The 20035-nt window shown below is 71.1% G+C and carries 13 protein-coding genes; 6 read left to right on the forward strand and 7 right to left on the reverse strand.

What is annotated here, in order from left to right:
* Positions 1–65 precede the first annotated feature (65 nt).
* The 3 genes from ASF76_RS14950 (at position 66) to ASF76_RS14960 (ending at position 6461) form a co-directional block, all read left to right on the forward strand.
* Positions 66–4748: an ATP-dependent helicase gene (locus ASF76_RS14950; RefSeq protein WP_055959407.1), complete on the forward strand. Its 4683-nt coding sequence runs from the start codon at positions 66–68 to the stop codon at positions 4746–4748.
* A gap of 143 nt (positions 4749–4891) precedes the next feature.
* Positions 4892–5668: a DNA-formamidopyrimidine glycosylase family protein gene (locus tag ASF76_RS14955; protein WP_055959410.1), complete on the forward strand. Its 777-nt coding sequence runs from the start codon at positions 4892–4894 to the stop codon at positions 5666–5668.
* A 385-nt stretch (positions 5669–6053) separates the two neighbouring features.
* Positions 6054–6461: a transferase gene (locus tag ASF76_RS14960; protein WP_055959412.1), complete on the forward strand. Its 408-nt coding sequence runs from the start codon at positions 6054–6056 to the stop codon at positions 6459–6461.
* Positions 6462–6533: 72 nt separating this feature from the next.
* Here ASF76_RS14960 and ASF76_RS14965 read toward each other — a convergent pair whose 3' ends face one another.
* A complete protein-coding gene (locus tag ASF76_RS14965) occupies positions 6534–6923 on the reverse strand; it encodes a DUF1304 domain-containing protein (RefSeq protein WP_055959415.1) in 390 nt (129 codons plus the stop codon).
* A 181-nt stretch (positions 6924–7104) separates the two neighbouring features.
* On the opposite strand from ASF76_RS14965, the gene ASF76_RS14970 reads away from it, so the two are divergent.
* The 3 genes from ASF76_RS14970 to ASF76_RS14980 all read left to right on the forward strand — a co-directional run bounded on the left by ASF76_RS14970 (position 7105) and on the right by ASF76_RS14980 (position 9670).
* Positions 7105–7680, forward strand: coding sequence for a LysR substrate-binding domain-containing protein (locus ASF76_RS14970; protein WP_235561322.1), 576 nt, complete (start codon positions 7105–7107; stop codon positions 7678–7680).
* 264 nt (positions 7681–7944) lie between these two features.
* On the forward strand, positions 7945–8673 hold the full coding sequence (locus tag ASF76_RS14975) for a glutamine amidotransferase-related protein (protein ID WP_055959419.1): 729 nt from the start codon (positions 7945–7947) through the stop codon (positions 8671–8673).
* 181 nt (positions 8674–8854) lie between these two features.
* Positions 8855–9670 (forward strand): tryptophan-rich sensory protein, encoded by an 816-nt coding sequence (locus tag ASF76_RS14980; protein WP_055959421.1) that lies wholly within the window; start codon positions 8855–8857, stop codon positions 9668–9670.
* 159 nt (positions 9671–9829) lie between these two features.
* On the opposite strand, the gene ASF76_RS14985 is transcribed toward ASF76_RS14980, so the two are convergent.
* The 6 genes from ASF76_RS14985 to ASF76_RS15010 all read right to left on the reverse strand — a co-directional run bounded on the left by ASF76_RS14985 (position 9830) and on the right by ASF76_RS15010 (position 20033).
* Positions 9830–11980: an alpha-galactosidase gene (locus ASF76_RS14985; RefSeq protein WP_055959423.1), complete on the reverse strand. Its 2151-nt coding sequence runs from the start codon at positions 11978–11980 to the stop codon at positions 9830–9832.
* Between the two features lie 182 nt (positions 11981–12162).
* Positions 12163–13914: a malto-oligosyltrehalose trehalohydrolase gene (gene treZ, locus ASF76_RS14990; RefSeq protein ID WP_055959425.1), complete on the reverse strand. Its 1752-nt coding sequence runs from the start codon at positions 13912–13914 to the stop codon at positions 12163–12165.
* A gap of 67 nt (positions 13915–13981) precedes the next feature.
* The gene (gene treY / locus ASF76_RS14995; protein ID WP_055959427.1) at positions 13982–16369 is read right to left on the reverse strand and encodes a malto-oligosyltrehalose synthase; all 2388 of its coding nucleotides are present in this window, start codon (positions 16367–16369) and stop codon (positions 13982–13984) included.
* A gap of 5 nt (positions 16370–16374) precedes the next feature.
* Entirely contained in the window at positions 16375–18597 is a 2223-nt protein-coding gene (gene glgX / locus ASF76_RS15000; protein ID WP_235561323.1) for a glycogen debranching protein GlgX, read from the reverse strand.
* Positions 18598–18678: 81 nt separating this feature from the next.
* Positions 18679–19167: a hypothetical protein gene (locus ASF76_RS15005; RefSeq protein ID WP_055959429.1), complete on the reverse strand. Its 489-nt coding sequence runs from the start codon at positions 19165–19167 to the stop codon at positions 18679–18681.
* On the reverse strand, positions 19164–20033 hold the full coding sequence (locus ASF76_RS15010) for a hypothetical protein (protein WP_055959431.1): 870 nt from the start codon (positions 20031–20033) through the stop codon (positions 19164–19166). Before ASF76_RS15010 ends, ASF76_RS15005 begins: the two co-directional genes overlap by 4 nt.
* Positions 20034–20035: the final 2 nt, after the last annotated feature.

The following is a 20035-nucleotide window of genomic DNA, read 5'->3' on the forward strand; positions in this document are numbered from 1 at the left end:
GCCGTTCCGCGACCGGCGAACGTCAACCCCGACCCGATGTCGGAGGTCCGAGAGAGGATGTCGGCATGGCCGACGTGTTGGAGAGATTCGGTCCTGCGACGCAGGACTGGTTCCGTGGCGCCTTCGCCGCTCCCACCAATGCGCAGAAGGGCGCGTGGGAGTCCGTGTCGTCAGGACGCAACGCTCTGGTCGTCGCGCCCACCGGCTCGGGCAAGACGCTCTCGGCGTTCCTCTTCGCGATCGACCGCATCTTCCGCGAGAAGTCGCCCGAGGTCGTCGACGCAGAGCCCGTCCGGCGTGCGAGGCGCTCGGCGCCGAAAGCACCGAAAGCAACTCCCACGAACACGCGCGTGCTCTACATCTCGCCGCTGAAGGCGCTCGGTGTCGACGTCGAACGCAACCTCCGCTCCCCCCTGGTCGGCATCGGTCAATCGGCTCGGCGCCTCGGCATCGAGGTACCTGGGGTGACGGTGGGCGTGCGCTCCGGCGACACGAGTTCGAGCGATCGGCGCAAGCTCGTCACCGCTCCGCCCGACATCCTCATCACGACGCCCGAGTCGCTCTACCTCATGCTGACCAGCCAGGCAGCCGAGACCCTCCGCGGCGTCCACACCGTCATCATCGACGAGGTGCACGCGGTCGCCGCGACCAAGCGGGGCGCCCACCTGGCGGTGAGCCTCGAGCGGCTCGACGCCCTGCTCGACAAGCCCGCGCAGCGCATCGGCCTCTCGGCGACCGTGCGACCCATCGACGAGGTGGCGCGCTTCCTGGGTGGCGCGCAGCCCGTCGACATCGTGGCCCCCAAAGCGACGAAGGCCTTCGACCTCTCGGTCGTCGTGCCGATCGAGGACATGCTGAACCCGCCCCCGCCGCCGGGCTCCCCCGCGCCCGACGAAGCGGCCGATGGCGAATGGTTCTCGGAACGTCCGGAAAGCACCGAGATGGCCGGCTCCGTCTGGCCGCACGTCGAAGAGGCGATCGTCGACCGGATCCTCCAGCGACGCTCCACGATCGTGTTCTCCAACTCGCGCCGTCTCGCCGAGCGTCTCACCGGGCGGTTGAACGAGATCTACGCCGAGCGGCAGGGCATCGACGTGCCCGAACCCACGGTCCCGGCTGCCACCATGGCGCAGGCGGGTTCCACCGCGGGCGTCCCCGCGATCCTGGCGAAGGCCCACCACGGATCGGTGTCGAAAGAGCAGCGCGCCCAGGTCGAAGACGAGCTCAAATCGGGGGTCCTGCGCTGCGTCGTGGCGACGAGCAGCCTCGAGCTCGGCATCGACATGGGCTCGGTCGACCTCGTCATCCAGGTCGAGGCGCCGCCGAGCGCCGCATCCGGGCTCCAGCGCGTCGGCCGCGCCGGCCACCAGGTCGGAGAGGTGAGCCGTGCGGCCCTCTTCCCCAAGCACCGCAGCGACGTGCTGCACACCGCCGTCGTCACCGAGCGCATGCTCGCGGGGCGTATCGAGGCCATCTCGGTGCCGCAGAACCCGCTCGACATCCTCGCGCAGCAGACGGTGGCCGCGTCGGCCCTGGGTTCCATCGACGTCGAGGAGTGGTTCGAGACGGTCAAGCGCAGTGCGCCCTTCCGTTCGCTCCCCCGCTCGGCGTACGAGGCCACCCTCGACCTGCTCGCCGGGCGGTATCCCTCCGACGAGTTCGCCGAGCTGCGTCCCCGCCTCATATGGGACCGCGACGCGGGAACGCTCACCGGGCGCCCGGGCGCACAGCGCGTCGCCGTCACCAGCGGCGGCACCATCCCCGACCGCGGTCTCTTCGGGGTGTTCGTGGCGGGAGAATCGCAGAACGCGCGGGTCGGCGAGCTCGACGAAGAGATGGTCTACGAGTCGCGCGTCAACGACGTCTTCACGCTCGGCACGACCAGCTGGCGCATCGTCGAGATCACCCACGATCGGGTCAACGTGCTGCCCGCCTTCGGCCAACCCGGCAAGCTGCCCTTCTGGCACGGCGACGGCATCGGGCGACCCGCCGAACTGGGCGAGGCCCTCGGTAAGTTCTCACGCGACGTCGCCGGCGCCGAACGGGCGAAGGCCGAGGAGCGCCTGCGCGAGTCCGGTCTCGACGATTACGCCATCACCAACCTGCTGTCATACCTCGCCGAACAGCGCGAGGCCACCGGCACGCTGCCGACCGACCGCAGTCTCACGGTCGAACGCAGCCGCGACGAGGTCGGCGACTGGCGCATCATCCTGCACTCGCCCTACGGCATGCAGGTGCACGCGCCGTGGGCGCTGGCGGTCAACGCACGCATCCGTGAGCGCCTCGGCGTCGAGGGCGCCGCCGTCGCGAGCGACGACGGCATCATCGCCCGGGTTCCGGATGCCGCGGCCGAGCCGCCCGGGGCCGATCTCTTCGTGTTCGAACCCGAGGAGCTCGAGCAGATCGTCACCGACGAGGTCGGGGGCTCGGCGCTGTTCGCCTCCCGGTTCCGCGAGTGCGCCGCGCGGGCGCTGCTGCTGCCGCGGCTGAACCCCAACCGTCGCTCACCCCTCTGGCAGCAGCGCCAACGATCGGCCCAGCTGCTCGAGGTCGCCAAGCGCCATCCTGCCTTCCCGATCATCCTTGAAACGCTGCGCGAGGTGCTGCAAGACGTCTACGACCTCCCCGCGCTGCTGCGCGTGACGCGCCAGATCGGCGAGCGCCGCATCCGCCTCGTCGAGATCACGACGTCGCAGCCCTCGCCGTACGCCCGCGACCTGCTCTTCGGCTACGTCGGTGCGTTCATGTACGAGGGCGACTCCCCCCTCGCCGAGCGCCGGGCCGCGGCCCTCTCGGTCGATCCGGCGCTGCTCAGCGAACTGCTCGGCAAGGTCGAGATGCGGGAGCTCCTCGACCCCGAGGTCATCGCCCAGTTCGAACGCGAGGCCCAGCGCCTCGACCCCGACCGCCGCGCCCGAGGCGTGGAGGGCATAGCCGACCTGCTGCGCATCCTCGGTCCGCTCGATGCCACCGAGGTCGCCGCGCGCCTCGACGCTGAATCCGACGCCCTCGACGAGGCGGAGCAGCACCTCGCCACCCTCGTCGACGACCGTCGCGCCATCCGCGTCACCTTTGGCGGCGTGCCGCGGGTCGCCGGGATCGAAGACGCCGGGCGTCTTCGCGACGCCCTCGGCGCGGCCCTGCCGGTCGGCATCCCGAACGCCTTCCTCGAACCCCTCGCCGACCCCCTCGGCGATCTCGTCGCGCGATTCGCCCGCACCCATGCTCCCTTCACGACCGACGCGGTGGCCGAGCGCCTGGGCGTCGGGATCGCCGTCGCCCGCCTCACCCTGCAACGACTCGAGTCGCAGGGGCGTCTGGCGAGCGGCTTCTTCCTGCCGGAGGCGTCGGGGGGCAGCCGCGGCGACGACACCGAGTGGTGCGACGTCGAGGTGCTCCGGCGCCTGCGCATGCGCTCGCTCGCGGCGATCCGCGGCAGCGTCGAGCCGGTGCCCCCTGCCGCCTACGCGCGCTTCCTCCCGGTCTGGCAGCATCTCGGCCGCCCGCTCGAGGGCATCGACGGGGTGCTCGCGGTGATCGAGCAGCTCGCGGGCGTACCCATCCCGGCGAGCGCGTGGGAATCGCTCATCCTGCCGTCGCGCGTCACCGACTACTCCCCCGCCCTCCTCGACGAATTGACCGCGACGGGCGAGGTCGTCTGGTCGGGTCACGGCACCCTGCCCGGCCGTGACGGGTGGATCGCGCTGCACCCGGCCGAAGCCGCGCCCTTCACGCTGCAAGATCCCTCCGACGCCGACGACCCCGCACCGGACTCAGTGGAAGCGCGGTTGCTCACCGCGTTGGCCGGAGGAGGTGCCTACTTCGCCTCGCAGCTGAAGCAGCTGGCGGGCGCCGACAACGAGCAGTCGGTCAACGACGCCCTGTGGGCGCTGACCTGGGCAGGGCGGGTCACGAACGACACGTTCGCGCCCGTGCGCACGCTTCTCAGCGGTGGCGGACAATCGCATCGCGTGGCCCGCCGCGCCCCCCGCGCCCGCATGTATCGGGGCGCGACGATGCCGCGCGCGACGTCGGCTCCCCGCCCGCCCACCCTGGGCGGCCGCTGGTCGCTCCTCCCCGAGCGCGAACCGGATGCCGCGGCCCGGGCGACGGCGACGGCGAGCCTTCTGCTCGACCGGTACGGCGTCGTCACCCGCGGCGCCGTGCAGTCCGAGGGCGTGCCGGGCGGCTTCGCGCAGGTGTACCGCATCCTCGCCGGGTTCGAAGAGGCGGGGCACTGTCGTCGCGGCTACGTCATCGAGAAGCTCGGTGCGGCGCAGTTCGCCGCCTCCGCCACCGTCGACCGACTCCGCGAGTTCGCCGCCGTGGCCGATCCCCCTCCCCTGCGAACGGTCACCCTCGCCGCGACCGATCCCGCGAACCCGTACGGTGCCGCCCTCGGGTGGCCCGCCATCGAGGGCGTCACCCACCGTCCGGGCCGCAAGGCCGGCGGGCTGGTGGTGCTGGTCGACGGCGAGCTGACGCTGTACCTGGAACGCGGGGGCCGCAGCGCCCTCGCCTTCACCGACGCCGACGCCCCCCTGCTCGCCGCCGCGCGCCACCTCGCCGAGACGGCGAAGAAGCGACGCCTCGAGACGCTCACCGTCGAGCAGGTCAACGGAGAGTTCGTCTACGGCACCGCGGTCGGCCGTGCGCTCCGCGAGGCCGGGTTCGTCGAATCGCCCAAGGGCCTGACGCTGCGCAAACTCACCGCCGGCGACACCCTGCGGGAGGCCGCGCGTGCGTGACGCGATGTTCCGGAACAGCGAGACGACGGCACCGGTCCCGGACGCTCCGCGGCAGGGAGGTGGACGCGCCGACGTCGCCGCCGCTCCGCGGCCGGCACACCGACGCGCCGACTTCCGGATCGCGCCGCGCCCGAAGGCCACGCATGCCTGAGGGCGACACCGTCTATCGGGCCGCGGCGAAGCTGACCGCGGCCCTGGCGGGCAAGGTCGTCACCCGCTTCGACATACGCGTCCCCGGCAGCGCCACCGCCGACCTGCGCGGCGAGACGGTGCACGAGGTCGCGGCGCGCGGCAAGCACCTGCTGCACCGGATCGGCGGCTACACGCTGCACTCGCACCTGAAGATGGAGGGGCGTTGGGACGTGTACCGCCCCGGCGAACGCTGGCGACGCCAAGCGTTCAAGGCCCGCGCGATCGTGGGCGTCGCGGGTTTCGACGCCGTCGGCTTCGACCTCGCCATGGTGGAGGTGCTGCGCACCGTCGATGAGCACACGGTGATCGGCCACCTCGGCCCCGATCTCCTCGCCGACGATTGGGATGAAGCCGAGGCCGTCCGCCGCGTGGCCGCCGACGAACGCGCCGCCCACGTGGCGCTCCTCGACCAGCGCAACGTCGCGGGCTTCGGCAACGTCTACGCGAACGAGCTGCTGTTCGTGCGCGGGATCGCGCCCACGACGCCCGCAACCGAGATCGATGTGCGGGCGACGATCGCCCTCGGCGAGCGCATGATCCGCGCCAACCTCCCGCGGCCTGAACGCACCTTCACCGGCGACACCCGCCCCGGGCGGCGCTTCTGGGTCTACGGCCGCGAAGGCGCACCGTGCCGTCGCTGCGGCACGCCGATCCGCGCGACGAGCCTGGGGGCGTCGGCGACGAGCGAGCGCAACGTCTACTGGTGCCCCACCTGCCAGCCCGGTTGAGCGGCGCGACGCGCACGTCATGGGCGCGCCGATGGGGGAGTGCGCCAAGCCGGAGCGACGGCATCCCTTCGACCGGCCCCGCCTCGGCCGGCCCGGCCGCGCCCGCCCGGCCCGACGTCCCCGCATCGACGCCCGGCCCGGCCGCTCCGCCGGCCCGACGCCCCCGCATCGACGCGGTCGACTCCTCCAGGCCCGCGTGTCAACCCGCCCGCGCCTTCACTCCCGACATGCGAGAACAAGGGGGACGACACCACAGCGGCAGGTCTCTCGACATCGAGAAAACCGATACCGGTAGGGGCGACGAAGAACCATTCGAGGGAATGAAGGGTACTTCCGACCAGTTGTCATACATGTCGGCAGACCCGATGACCGACCGGAGGGGATCGTGGGAAAGAACTACATCGACATCGAGAACGACCATGGCGAGACGCTGCGTTACCGCAAGCACGTCAACGGTCGCGGTCTCGTCGCGCACGGCGCGAAAGTCCACCCGTCGGCGCTGGTCGAGAACGGCGCCTACGTCGAACCCGGCGTGCAGATCGCCGCGGGTGTTCGGGTCGGCCGTGGCGCCTGGATCGAATCCGACGCCGTGATCGGACCGGAGGCCCACATCGAACCGCACGCGCACATCTGCGCCGGCGCCGTCATCGGTGCGGGCGCCCACATCGGCGTCCGGACCCAGGTCGGCCACAACGCGCGCATCGCGGTCGGTTCGCTCATCGGCGACGACGAGATCATCAACGACGGCGAAGCGGTCGCCACCGACCAGCGGGGGCTGCGCCTGGCAGCCTGACGCCACTGGACACGCGAAATCACGACCCGCACGACTCTTCGGAGCGTGCGGGTTTGTTCGTACCCGGGGCGGTCAGGCGACGATCGTCAGCACCAGTCCGATGAGCGGAAACGTCCCTTGGATGCTCGCGGGCCGCAAGTATTCACGCCCCGACGTGATCAGCACGAGGGCGGCGGCCACCATGGACCCGAGCGAGAAGATCAACAGCGTGCGCCCGGTGACGTCGCCCGTGCCCTGCACGATCCACAGCACGACGCCGACCGCGGCGCCGATCGCGAGGAACAGGTTGTAGAACCCCTGGTTGTAAGCCATGGGCTTGGTGGCGTCGGCAGTCTGCTGGTCGGCGATGCCGAACACCCGCCACGTCGCAGGCTTCGTCCACCGCACGCTCTCGAGCACGAAGATGTAGACGTGCAGCAGGGCCGCGAGCCCCGCGAAAACGAGCGCGAGAGTGCCGATCATGCCTCGACGCTACCCCCGCGGCTAGCCTGGAACCATGGCGAACGGCGGCGGGTCTCGAGGGCGCTCCGGGGGACCCCGTCGCACCGGGGGCGGAAGGCCCCCTTCCCCCTCCCCCGCTCGCGCGAAGACGCCGAAGCGCGACAGGCCGGAGCCGCCTCCCCGCGAGGAACCGCGCGACTTCGTGCTGGGCGCGGTCCCGGGCGCGACCCCCGGCAAGTGGATCGGCCTGTGGCGCGAGCGGATGCCGCACGTGACGCTCGTCCTCCGCGAAATCGACGTCGCCGACCAACGGACGGTGTTCGACGACGTCGACGCCGCCCTCGTGCGGCTTCCCATCGATGCACCCGACGATCTTCACCTCATCCCCCTCTACGACGAGCAGCCCGTGGTGGTGATGTCGGCCGACGCCGATCTCACCGCCGGCGACGAGATCGAGCTCGCCGACCTCGCCGGGGAGGTCGTGATCGTCCCCGCCGACGATGTGCTGGGCATCAATGTCCCGGATGCCGTCTCGCCCGCGTTCACGGCGCCGGCCGACACCGCAGAGGCGATCGCGACGGTGGCCGCCGGAGTGGGCGTGGTCATCGTGCCGATGTCTCTGGCGCGGGCCAATCGGCGCCGCGACGTCGAATACCGCGTGCTGCGCGACGGGCCGGTGTCCCGCGTCGCCCTCGCCTGGCTGCGCGATCGCACCACGCCCGACGTCGAGGCCTTCGTCGGCATCGTGCGCGGACGCACCGCCCGCTCGTCGCGCTGAGGCGCCCTTCCGACCGCGGCCTCCACGGACGGACGGCCCGCCGCGTCAGCGCTCGGGCCGCCCGCCGCCCCGCGCAGGGCGAGACCCCGTCGGCCGGCTCACGCATAAACGCGATTCGTGCGCATAAACGCTCTCCCAACGTGTTTCCGCGCACGGATCGCATTTATGCGTAAGCGTCCACACTGCCCGCTCACCGCCGCGCCAACGTTTCGCCGCGTTTCCACCCCCACCCCGCGCGGGGTCCTCGCCGCATAAAATCTCCTGGTGACCGCCTCCCTGCTCTACGTCTGCGCCCGTCCGCAGCGTGCTGCGGCCGTAGCCGAATGGGCCTCATTCCGCGATGGGCTGGGGGTTGGCGACGCCGACCTGGTGCACCACGACCTCGTTCGCGAGCCCTTGCCCGCCGACCTCGATCGCTTCGCCGCCGTCGTGGTGGGTGGAAGCCCCTTCAACGTCACCGACCCCGACAAGACCGACGAGCAGCGCCGCCTCGAACGCGACCTCGAGCGCCTCGCGGCGACAGCCATCGAGGGCCGGAGCAACGTCCTCTTCACCTGCTTCGGAATCGGCGTCGTCACTCGCCTGCTGGGCGGAACGGTGACGCTGCAGCACCCCGAAGACACCGGCCCCGCCGACATCGTGCTGACCGAGGCGGGGCGCGGCGACGAGCTGTTCGGCATCCTGAGTCCTCGTTTCGAGGCACTCACCGCGCACAAGGAGGGCGCCGACAGCGTGCCGCCCGGTGCGACCCTTCTCGCCGAGAACGACGCGTGCCCGGTGCAGGCCTACCGCGCCGGCGCGGGGCTGTGGGCCACGCAGTTCCATCCCGAGCCGACCACCGACGCGTTCGTCGCCCGCATGCGCGTGTATCGCGACGCGGGGTACTTCGACGCCGACGCGTTCGACGAGGTCTCGGCGCACGTGCGCACCGCGTCGGTCGAACAGCCGACCCGTCTGCTGCGCTCGTTCGCGGCTCGCGTCGTCGCCGCCTGATCCCGCGGCGAGCGCCGTCGCGCAGATTTCGCGCACGGCGCGCCGCCCCGACCCCTGCCCGCGGGGGGCGTGTCGCGCCCGAACCCGCGGGACGGCGCGCGCACCGAGCACGTCACCCTCGCGCGCAGCAGGATGTCAAGCCCACCGCGCACATTTACCTAGCTTTTCTAGTGTTCTCGGTATGAACGCTTCACGCACCTGGCGGGGTTCCGACCTCGCGCGCCAGATCGTCGTCCTGTCCGCGCTGTCGTTCATGCTCATCGCGGCCGTCATCGGAGCGGGGGCCTTCGGCAACTCCGCCGTCCAAGACCAGCAGGGTGGCGCCCTCGACACCGACGGCTCCTACCTCGCCCCCGCCGGTCCTGCGTTCTCGATCTGGTCGGTCATCTACCTCGGCCTCATCGCGTACAGCGTCTGGCAGGCGCTCCCCGGCCAGCGGACGAATCCGCGCCAGCGCGCACTCGGGTGGCTCATCGCGCTCACGATGACGCTCAACGGCCTCTGGCTCGTCGCCGCCCGCTTCGGCACCCTTTTCCTCACGGTCGTGGTGATCGTGCTGCTTCTCGCCGCCCTGGGCTGGACCTTCAAGGTCGCCGTGGCCACCCGCGAGCCGCGTGGCGGCGTGGTCGACTCCGTTCTCATCGACGGCGTCACCGGCCTTCACCTCGGGTGGGTCACGCTGGCCACCGTGGCGAACACCGCGGCTTACCTCACCACCGTCGTCCCGCCCAACTGGGAAGACGCGGCGAGTGCCATCGGCATCGCCGTGCTGATCGTGGTCGCCCTCATCGGACTCGCGATCGCGTGGCGCAGCTCGTGGCGCGTCACGCCCGCGCTCGCCCTCGCGTGGGGCCTCGGCTGGCTGGCCGTCGAACGCTTCGGCGGCGAACCCCAGAGCACGCCGATCGGCGTCACCGCGATCGTCGTGGCCGTCGTCGTGCTGGTACCGCCAGCGATCGTGAGCCTGTTGCGTCTCATCCGCCCCAGCGTCGACTGACAGCCCGACGACCCCGGCGCAGGAGCCGGAGTCCTTCGTCCTTCGGCGTCCGGGGCGTGAAGACTCCGGATGCCGTGGCAGCGGGCGTGCCGCCTGCGGGTGCGCACGCGCGGGGCATCGCGGGACTCTCCGCGATCTCCGCCTCATCGATCGATCGCGTCAGCTCGCCGTCGTCAGTTCCACCACCACGGCGCGCTGCGGATTCTGCACGGGCGGCCGGATGCCCGTCACGGCCAGCTGCCGCCCGGTCAGCACGGTGTCCTGGTGCGCCCACGCCAGCGGCGACTGCGCGGGCTCCTGCACCATCCCGCCCGGGGTGATCAGGCGCACCCGGTACTCGCGATCGGGGTCGAGGCCCGGGAGGCGCACGCGGCCGGCGGGCGAGGAGATGAGGGTCTGGGTCTGAGCGATGGTGAAGAAGGCGTGCTCGCGACCGGCCGCGACGACGCCGCGCACGTCGAGACCGGGGTCGATGACGTCGGCGTTGACGACGCGTCCCGTCGCCACCAGGGGCCGCACGCGGCGGGCGAGGGCGACCCACTCACCCACGAGGGCGCGGTCGCGCTCGTCGAGCGTGGTGAGATCCCACTCGATGCCGAAATGCCCGAACAGGGCCACGGCGCCGCTGAACGCGAGCGGGATCGTGCGACCGGTGGAGTGGACGTGCGGGGTGGTCAGGTGCATGCCCATCATCTCGGGCGGCACGACCAACGCGGTGTGACGCTGGTTCTCGAGCCGCTCGACGGGGTCGAGGCAGTCGCTCGTCCAGATGCGGTCGGTGCGGTCCAGGATGCCGAGGTCGACCCGCGCTCCGCCCGAGGCGCAGCTCTCGATCTCGAGCCCCGGGAAGGCGGTCTTGAGCTCATCGAGGAGCCGATACACCGCGAGCGTGTGGGCGTGCACGGCCGAGCCGCCGCCGGGCCCGGTCGCGGCATCCACGAGGTCGCGATTGTGGTCCCACTTCACGTACGCGATCGGGTACGTCCGCAGCACTTCGCTCATGCGCTCGAGGATGAACGCGTACGCGTCGGGGTGCGCGAGGTTCAGCACCTGCTGCTGGCGGGCCGGGGGCGGCAGCTCCTCGCGTCCGCGCAGGATCCACTCGGGGTGGGCGCGGGCGACATCGCTGTCGGGGTTGACCATCTCGGGCTCGAACCACAGCCCGAACTCCATGCCGAGACCCGTCACGTGGTCGACGAGCGGGCTCAGCCCTTCGGGCCACACGTCCTCGTCGACGTACCAGTCCCCCAGGCCCGCGGTGTCGTCGCGGCGGTGACGGAACCAGCCGTCGTCGAGCACGAACCGCTCGACGCCGATCTCCGCGGCCACGTCGGCGAGCGCGGTGAGCTTCGGCAGGCGGTGGTCGAAGTAGACCGCCTCCCATGTATTCAGCGTGATCGGGCGCGGGCGGGTGGGGTGCTGCGGACGTGCGCGCCAGGTGTCGTGGAAACGCGCGGCGAGGTCGTCGAGGCCGTCACCCCACGAGCCGTAGACCGTCGGCGACGACGTCTCCTCGCCCGGGGCGAGCACGATCTCGCCCCACGCGGCGAGCTCACCGCCCGCCAGCAGCGCCTCCCCCAGTGGCAACCGCTCGGCGAACACGCGCTGGTTGCCGCTCCAGGCGACGTGGATGCCGTACACCAGCCCCACCTCGAACCCGAAGCCGGGGCGACCCGCGGCCAGCAGCAGTGTCGCATCGGCGCCGGGGCGACCCCGCCGACTCTCGCGCAGGTGGGTGCCGAACGTGAACGCGTGACGCTGAGCGGAACGCTCGCGCAGGTGTCTGCCGGTCGTGTCGAGGATCTCGGTCGCCTCCCACGGCAGCGGGAAGGTGGGCTGCAGCGCCGCGATCACGACGTCGTCGGCGCCGTCGTTGACGACGGTGAGCGTCTGCGAGAACAGGCCCGACGCCGCGACCCGCAGGTCGACGCGCAGGCGCAGTGCACGTTCGCGATCGAAGAGGTGCAGCACGAGGGTGTGAGCGTCGGCATCGACGGATGCCAGGGTGAACACCGTCCCCTGCACGACACCGCCGCGTCCGCCCTCGAAGCCGGGAGCACCGGGCCACCCCGCCGCGGCGGTCGGGACGATCGTGAGTCGGGGGGTCTGGTCGATGCCCCCGGATACGCGCTGCGGACGCGCCGCGATCACCATCGACGACAGCACATCGGCCCCGAGCGCTCCGAGGTCGGGGCCCCAGTGGATGATCGCCGGGGCCGGGTGCGCGGTGAGGTCGACGACGACGCTCGTACCGCCGGCGCGGAGGTGCACCGCCGGGGCGGTCTCGGGGACGACAGCGGTGTGCGACATGGCGTGATTCCTATCACGGAACGAGGACGTGTTCACGGAGCGATTCCGGAGAAGGGGCGCAGGTCATCGGCGGGGCCGCTTCGCCCGGGCCGTGCTGATCCTCCGTCTGAGAACCCGAAGCCCCGCCGCGCCCGCACGGCAGACGGCCCCGCCCGAAAGGGGACGGGGCCGTCGAAGGTGTATCAGAGCGTCGGACCGACGATCGCGCTCGCCCCCGCGGGAACCGTCAGCGATGTGGCGTCGAGCACGACGCCCTCCGCCGTTGCCAGCAGCACCCGGGCGCCGGAGACGACGGATGCCGTCGCCTCGGCATCCGACAGGTTCACCACGACGAGGAGGTCGCGGCGGCGGAGCTCGTAGACGCGTCCGCCCCGGGCCTCACGCGCCTCGGCCGACAGTCCCTCGCGGGACGGGTCGGTGAGCTCGGGGCGCTCGCGGCGGAGCTTCGCGAGCTCGCGGTAGAGCCCCAGCAGCTGCGCGTGATCGCCCTCGCCCACCTCGTCCCAGTCGAGCTTCGAATTCTCGAACGTCGAGGGATCCTGCGGGTCGGGAACGGTCGATTCGTCCCAGCCCATCTTCTCGAACTCGGCGATTCGGCCCTCGGCCGTGGCCTTTCCGAGCTCGGGCTCGGGGTGCGAGGTGAAGAACTGCCAGGGGGTGGTCGCTCCCCACTCCTCGCCCATGAACAGCATCGGCGTGCCCGGCGCCGTGAGGGTCAAGACCGCGGCTGCGGCGAGACGGTCGTAGTCGAGCGACTGCGAGAGCCGGTCGCCGGCGGCGCGGTTGCCGATCTGGTCGTGGTCCTGCGCGAAGGTCACCAGGCGCCAGTTCGGCACGGCATCCGGAATGGGTTTGCCGTGCTTCTCCTCGCGGAACGTCGAATACGTCCCGTCGTGGAAGAAGCCGCCCTCGCTGACCTTGCGGAACGCCTCGATGTCGGCGAAGTCCTCGTAGTAGCCGATGGTCTCGCCGGTCAACGCCACGTGCGCGGTGTGGTGCCAGTCATCCGACCACTGCGCGGTGAGGCCGTACCCGCCGGCCTCGCGCGGGAGGATCAGCTTCGGGTCGTTCATGTCGCTCTCGGCGATGGTGGTGAGCGGCACTCCGCGGTGGGCCGACAGGGCATCGGTGCGCTCGGCGAGCTCCTGCAGCACGTGCACCGGACGGTGGTCGAGCAGCGCGTGCACGGCATCCAGACGCAGTCCATCGACGTGATAGTCGCTCATCCACATCAGGGCGTTCTCGACGATGTAGGCGCGCACCGCGTCCTCGTCGAGGTTGACCGAGTCGCCCCAGGTGTTGCGGCTGCCCTCGCGCAGGTACTCGCCGAACTCCGGCAGGTAGTTTCCCGAGGGGCCGAGGTGGTTGTACACGACGTCCTGGATGACGGCGAGGCCCGCCGCGTGCGCCGCGTCGACGAACCGCTGGTAGGCCTCGGGGCCACCGTAGGCCTCGTGCACGGTGTACCAGAGCACCCCGTCGTAGCCCCAGTTCCAGGTGCCGTTGAAGCCGTTGACCGGCAGCAGCTCGACGTGGGTCACGCCGAGGTCGACGAGGTGGTCGAGGCGGTCGACCGCGGCGTCCAGGGTCCCCTCGGGGGTGAACGTTCCCAGGTGCAGCTCGTAGATCAGCCCGCCGGCGAGCTGCTTGCCCGTCCACGCCGTGTCGTTCCAGGAGTACACCGAGGGGTCGAACCACGCCGACGCCTCGTGCACGCCACCGGGCTGACGCCGCGAGCGCGGGTCGGGGCGCAGATCGTCGCCGTCGCCGAGTACGAAGCCGTAGCGCTCCCCGTCGGCGAGGTCGACGGGGGCCGTCCACCATCCGTCGGTCGCGGATGCCATCTCGACGTCCTCGATGACCGTGTCACCGCTGTCGTCGAGTCGGCGCAGCCGCACCCGCTTCGCCTTGGGCGCCCAGACGTCGATGCTCATGTGGGTTCTTCCTTCACGCGTGAGGTTGTCGTCGCGCGGCGGGGCGGGCACCCCGCCGCGCGCAGGGTTACGAGACCAGCAGGGCCACGGGGTATGTCGACAGCAGGTCGGACATTGCGGTCGGACCGCCGGGGTACGTGCGGCCGGTGAGGACGTCGGTGACCGGCGTCTCGGGCAGCAGCAGCACGGTGTCGCGCCACCCGCCGCGCTCGGCCAGACCCCACGGCAGACGCGTCGACACAGCCGACACCCCGCCGCGGTCGAAGGCGACCACGTGATCGGATGCCACTCCCGCCGCCTCGAGGGCCCGGTAAACGTCGAGGGGGTGATCGCGGCGCACCCGCAGCGCCCGGGAGGTCACGAGCAGCTTGGCCGCGCCCGTGGCATCCACCACCGGCGGGGTCGCCCCCGGGGCGTCGATCTCGGCGAGCAGACGGCGCCGCTCGGCGAAGTCGACTGCTCGGCGGTTGTCGGGGTCGACGAGCGACTGCTCCCACAGCTCCGAGCCCTGGTAGACGTCGGGTACACCGGCGCCGAGGATCTGCAGAAGCTTCGCCGAGAGGCCGTTCGACCAGCCCGCGGCCGAGATCTCGTCGACGAACGCACGGACGCGCTCGGCGGCGGGGCCGGTCGCCGCGTCGACGACCGCGTGCATGCGCTCTTCGAACGCCTCGTCCTGCTCCCACCAGCCCGTGACCTCGCTCGCCTCGCGTGCGGCCTTCTCGGCGTACGCGTGCAGACGCTCGCGGTACACCTTCAGCCCCTCGGGAGTGGATGCCGAAGCGGGCCACGCCCCGATGATCGCCTGCCACAGCAGGGCGTCGAAGGGGCCGTGACCGGTCGAGGCGATGCTCTGGAACTGCTCCAGGCGCGCCGCCCACCGCTCGGGCATCTCGGCCAGCACCGCGATGCGAGCGCGCGTGTCCTCACCGCGCTTGGTGTCGTGCGTCGACAGGGTCGTCATCGCGAGCGGCCACGACGCATGCCGGGCGGCCTGCGCGGCGTGGAAGCCGGCGACATCGAGCGCGAACTGACCCGGGTCGCCGCCCACCTCGGTGAGCGAGCCGAGTCGGGTGTACCGGTAGAACGCCGTGTCTTCGACGCCCTTCGCCATCACGGGCCCCGTCGTCTGCTGGAAGCGCCAGGCGATCTCGAGGCCGGTGTCGGCAAGGGCCGGCACGAGCTTCTCGATCACGTCGCCCAACTCGGGTCGGCGCACCTCGGCCTCGCCCGCCGCGGCATCCAGGTGCGCGCGGCCGGCCGGCAGGTAGGAGCGGTAGACCGGGAAGCACGCGAGGATCTCGGCGAGCGCGTCCTGCAGCACCTCGGCCTCGAACTCCTCGCGGAGCGCCGCGGGAAGTCCCCGAACGATCCGGCGGATCTCCGACACCTGGATGGAGTCGGCGATCTTGCGCTTGGTGTCGTGGATGAGGTCGTGCCAGCCGGTCAGGGCCGGCAGATCGCTGTCCATGCGCAGCCGCGCGTCGAGGGCGTCGAGTGCGGCTTCGCCTGCGGGATCGGTGAGCACGCGGTCGATCTCGGCCAGCGCGTCGTAGCCGGTGGTGCCGGCGGTCTTCCACCACGAGGGCAGAGCCTCGCCGTGTTCGAGGATCTTCTCCCCCAGTACGTAGCCCACCTCGGACCCGCTCGCCTCGGTCAGCGACGCGGCGAGTCGGTCGAGGTAACCGCCGGGGTCGACGAGCCCGTCGGGGTGGTCGACCCGCAGACCGTCGGCGAGGCCCTCGCGAACCCACCGCAGGATCTCGGCGTGCGTGGCCTCGAACACCTCCGGCAGTTCGACGCGGACGCCCGCGAGGGTTGTGACGGCGAAGAATCGGCGGTAGTTCAGGTCCGCCGCTTCGTCCTGCCAGAACCGGAGCTCGAAGTTCTGCGCGTCCAGCAGTGCGCGGATGTCATCGCCCGCGGAGCCCGTTCCCGGCGCGACCGGGAAGACGTGGTCGAAGTAGCGGATGAGTCCGTCGGGGGCGTCTGCGGCCGGCTTCGGGTCGTAGGAGATGTCGTCGATGACGGCGTCGAGGTGATCGCCGAGCACCGGCACGCGGACCTTGCCGCCGCCGAACTCCCAGTCGATGTCGAACGCGGAAGCGTGCGCCGAGGCGCGGCCCTGGCGGAGCACGTCCCACCACCACGCGTTCGTGCGTGGTTCCGAGACGCCCATGTGGTTGGGCACGATGTCGATCAGGATGCCGAGTCCCTCGGCGCGCGCCGCGGCGGCGAAGCGATCGAGACCTTCGGAGCCGCCCCGCGCGGGGTCGACCCGTGTGACGTCGACGACGTCGTAGCCGTGGTCCGAGCCCGGAGTGGCCTCGAGGATCGGCGACAGGTACGCCCACGAGACCCCGAGGTCACGGAGGTAGTCCGTGACCTCGGCGGCCTGGTCGAGGGTGAACGATTCGCGGATCTGCAGGCGGTAGGTCGAGAGCGGATGCCGCACGTCGCTCAGAGCTCCGGCTTGGGCGCTTGCCCGGGCATCTCGTCGGTACCGACGACCTGGATCTGCGCCGTGAGCGAAGCGGCCACCGAGTGGTCGATCTCCGGCTCGGGCAGGTGGTGCTCGCGCAGCACCATGAGCGACTTCGGCTCCAGGGGGAGCGTCTCACCCGGGTCGAGCGGCTCGGTGTTCGCCCGCTCGCCCGCCGTGTCGACGTACGCGTCCCACTTGGGGGCGTACTCGAAGTCGGGGAGCCGGAAGTCGACCTTGTCGTCACCCGCGTTGAAGAGCACGAGGAAGTGGTCGTCGCTGATGGACTCGCCGCGGCGATCGCGCTCGCGGATCCCCTGGCCGTTGAGGAACACGCCGACCGCGAGGCCGAAGCCGTTGTCCCAGTCCTCGGGCTGCATGAGTGAGCCGTCGGGACGCAGCCACACCACGTCGGGGATGGGAGCGCCCTCCTCCATCTTCACGGGGCGGCCGTCGAAGAACCGGCTGCGACGGAAGGTGGGGTGCTGCTTACGCAGACGGGCCAGGGCGGCGGTGAACTCGATGAGAGGGGTGTCGATGTTCGACCAGTCCACCCACGTGATCTCGTTGTCCTGCGCGTAGCCGTTGTTGTTGCCGCCCTGCGTGCGGCCCAGCTCGTCGCCGTGGAGCAGCATCGGCACGCCCTGGCTGAGGAGCAGGGTCGCGATGAAGTTGCGCTGCTGCTGCGCACGACGCTTCAGCACCTCGGCATCGTCGGTGGGACCTTCGACACCCATATTGCTGGAGCGGTTGTGCGATTCGCCGTCGTTGTTGTCTTCACCGTTGGCGTCGTTGTGCTTGTCGTTGTACGACACGAGGTCGCGGAGCGTGAAGCCGTCGTGCGCGGTGACGAAGTTGATGGATGCCACGGGGAAGCGGCCCGAGTGCTCGTAGAGGTCGGCCGAACCGGTCAGGCGCGAGGCGAACTCGCCCAGAGCCTGGGGCTCGCCGCGCCAGAAGTCGCGGACGGTGTCGCGGTACTTGCCGTTCCACTCGGTCCACTGGGGCGGGAAGTTGCCGACCTGGTAGCCCCCGGGGCCGACGTCCCACGGCTCCGCGATGAGCTTGACCTGCGACACGATCGGGTCCTGCTGCACGAGTTCGAAGAAGGTGGCGAGCTTGTCCACCTCGTAGAACTCGCGGGCGAGGGTCGATGCCAGGTCGAAGCGGAAGCCGTCGACGTGCATCTCGAGAACCCAGTAGCGGAGCGAATCCATGATGAGCTGCAACGTGTGGGGGTTGCCCACGTTCATGCTGTTGCCGGTGCCGGTGTAGTCGGTGTAGTAGCGCTTGTCGTCGTCTTCGAGGCGGTAGTAGGCCTCGTTGTCGATGCCGCGCATCGAGAGCGTGGGGCCCATGTGGTTGCCCTCGGCGGTGTGGTTGTAGACCACGTCGAGGATGACCTCGATGCCGGCGGCGTGCAGAGCCTTCACCATGGCCTTGAACTCCTGCACCTGCTGACCGTGGTCACCGGTCGAGGAGTACGTGTTCTGGGGGGCGAGGAACGCGATGGTGTTGTAGCCCCAGTAGTTCGACAGCCCCTTCTCTTCGAGAGTGGAGTCGTTGACGAACTGGTGCACCGGCATGAGCTCGATGGCGGTGATGCCGAGCTTGCGCAGGTGGTCGATGACGGCGGGGTGGGCGATGCCGGCGTAGGTGCCGCGCAGCTCCTCGGGCACGTCGGGGTGCAGCTGGGTGAGGCCCTTCACGTGGGCCTCGTAGATGAAGCTCTCGGCGTAGGGGATCTTCGGCTGTCGGTCGCCCGCCCAGTCGAAGAACGGGTTCACGACCACGCCCTTCATCATGTGCGCGGCGGAGTCCTCGTCATTGAACGAGTCGGGGTCGCCGAACTCGTAGCTGAAGACCGGCTGACCCCAGTCGATCTGCCCCTCGACGGCCTTGGCGTACGGGTCGAGAAGCAGCTTGCTCGCGTTGTAGCGCTTACCGCTCTTCGGCTCGTACTCCCCGTGCACGCGGTAGCCGTACCGCTGCCCGGGCTGGATGTTGGGAAGGTAGCCATGCCACACGAACGCATCGGCGTCCACGAGATCGAAGCGCGTCTCCGTTCCGTCTTCTTCGAAGAGGCAGAGCTCTACGCGTTCCGCTCCTTCACTGAACAGGGCGAAGTTCGTCCCATTACCGTCGTAAGTGGCCCCGAGGGGATAACTGGATCCTGGCCATACCTGCTGCACGTCGCTCACGATAGACCAGCGCGGTTTCGGGCTCGGACCGCAGTCACCGCTGTTGACAGGTCCCCCCGCCCCGACTATGCGCGCGGCTGCCTATGCCCGTTCCGGGGGATGGCGCAGAAGGTCGATCCGCTCGTCGAGGTAGCGCGCGAGGGGCATGTAGCCGCCGGCCGCGCTCCATCTCACGAGCGTCTCTGCCCCGCGCACGGCCAGCGGGCTCGATCTCGTGCCCAGGCGGGCCACATCGATCGGATGCCACTCGATGTGCACGGTCTCGCCCTCGGGGACGCCGCCCCGAGCGGCCGCGGCCGACAGCTCCGCCCGACGCCGCTGCGACTCGGCCGCGAAGCCGCGACGCACCTCAGCGCGCGAGCGCACGATGTCGCCGGTGGCGAGCAGGCCGTCGTCGGTGAGGAGCAGCACCCCCAGGTGCCAGGCCGTCCCGCGCGAGGCGATGCGGGCCGCGCGAGGAATGCCGAGCAGGCGGCGCCCCTCCTGCAACTCCCCCAGCCGTTCGCGCGGCGCGTCGTCGAGGCGCGCGCGAGCGGCGGCGAGCATCTCGTCCACCGACCCGTCGATCATGCCCCGCCCCTCACGTCTCGCTGCGCCTCGGCGTCTCGCTCGGCCTCGGCGCGCTCGACGGCACGCCGGGCCGTGCGCGCCGCGTCGGTGGCATCTTCGTGCTCGCCCTCCCGCCGCTGCACGGCGGTATCGGCATCCGCAGCGTCTTTCTCGGCGCGCGCAAGGTCGACGCGAAGAGCGTCCACACGCTCGTGCGCGCGGTCGGCTCTCTCGCGTGCCGCGGCGAGCTTCTTCTCGACCGAGGTCCGCTCGCGCTCGGCATCGGTGTGCGCCCGCTCCGCCTCGCGCACCGCCCGCTCGGCGGCCTTGCGCGCTCGGCGGGCGGCGAGGTCGTCGCGCGGGGGAGGCGTCGGCAGGGCGTCGGGGAGCGAGCCGGCGACCGCCTGGCCGAGGGCGTCGTCCTCGAGAGCGGCCAGGTCGATCGCTGACACGAGACGGCCCGTCAGAATGGCGGCGGCGGCCGTCTCGTCGACGATCGCGGCATTCACGCTCTTCTCCACGGCATCCGCCATCGCGGCGCTCAACGGTGTGCCCGCACCAGCGGCCAGTTCACCTGCGCGGCGGGCGAGTGCCGAAACCAGCTGCCGTCGTTGCCGTCCGAGCCGCGCGAGCTCGGCGGCGTCCCGGTCGTCCTGCGCCTCGTGCAGCGCGCGCGACAGCTCCACCGCTTCGCCGAGCTGCCCGTCGCGCACGAGCAGGTTCACGGCCCACGCGGCGACGGTGGGCTTGCGCAGCTTGGCGATCCGGCGGCCGACACCTCCGCCGATCTCGGCGGCGCGTTCGTTGCGGGCTGCGGTGAACCGCGCGGGCGGCAGGGCGAGCAGATCGACGGCGACCTCGTCGAGGCGTGCGTCGTCGTCGCTCATCC

The sequence above is a fragment of the Microbacterium sp. Leaf151 genome (genome assembly GCF_001424225.1).
GTDB lineage: Bacteria > Actinomycetota > Actinomycetes > Actinomycetales > Microbacteriaceae > Microbacterium.

Excerpts from the sequence above, each read along its gene's own strand:
- ASF76_RS14950 (WP_055959407.1), top strand. The coding sequence starts at position 66 with ATGGCCGACGTGTTGGAGAGATTCGGTCCTGCGACGCAGGACTGGTTC.
- ASF76_RS14965 (WP_055959415.1), bottom strand. The coding sequence starts at position 6,923 with ATGATCGGCACTCTCGCGCTCGTTTTCGCGGGGCTCGCGGCCCTGCTG.
- ASF76_RS15010 (WP_055959431.1), bottom strand. The coding sequence starts at position 20,033 with ATGAGCGACGACGACGCACGCCTCGACGAGGTCGCCGTCGATCTGCTC.
- ASF76_RS14955 (WP_055959410.1), top strand. The coding sequence starts at position 4,892 with ATGCCTGAGGGCGACACCGTCTATCGGGCCGCGGCGAAGCTGACCGCG.
- ASF76_RS14980 (WP_055959421.1), top strand. The coding sequence starts at position 8,855 with ATGAACGCTTCACGCACCTGGCGGGGTTCCGACCTCGCGCGCCAGATC.
- ASF76_RS14985 (WP_055959423.1), bottom strand. The coding sequence starts at position 11,980 with ATGTCGCACACCGCTGTCGTCCCCGAGACCGCCCCGGCGGTGCACCTC.
- ASF76_RS15005 (WP_055959429.1), bottom strand. The coding sequence starts at position 19,167 with ATGATCGACGGGTCGGTGGACGAGATGCTCGCCGCCGCTCGCGCGCGC.
- treZ (WP_055959425.1), bottom strand. The coding sequence starts at position 13,914 with ATGAGCATCGACGTCTGGGCGCCCAAGGCGAAGCGGGTGCGGCTGCGC.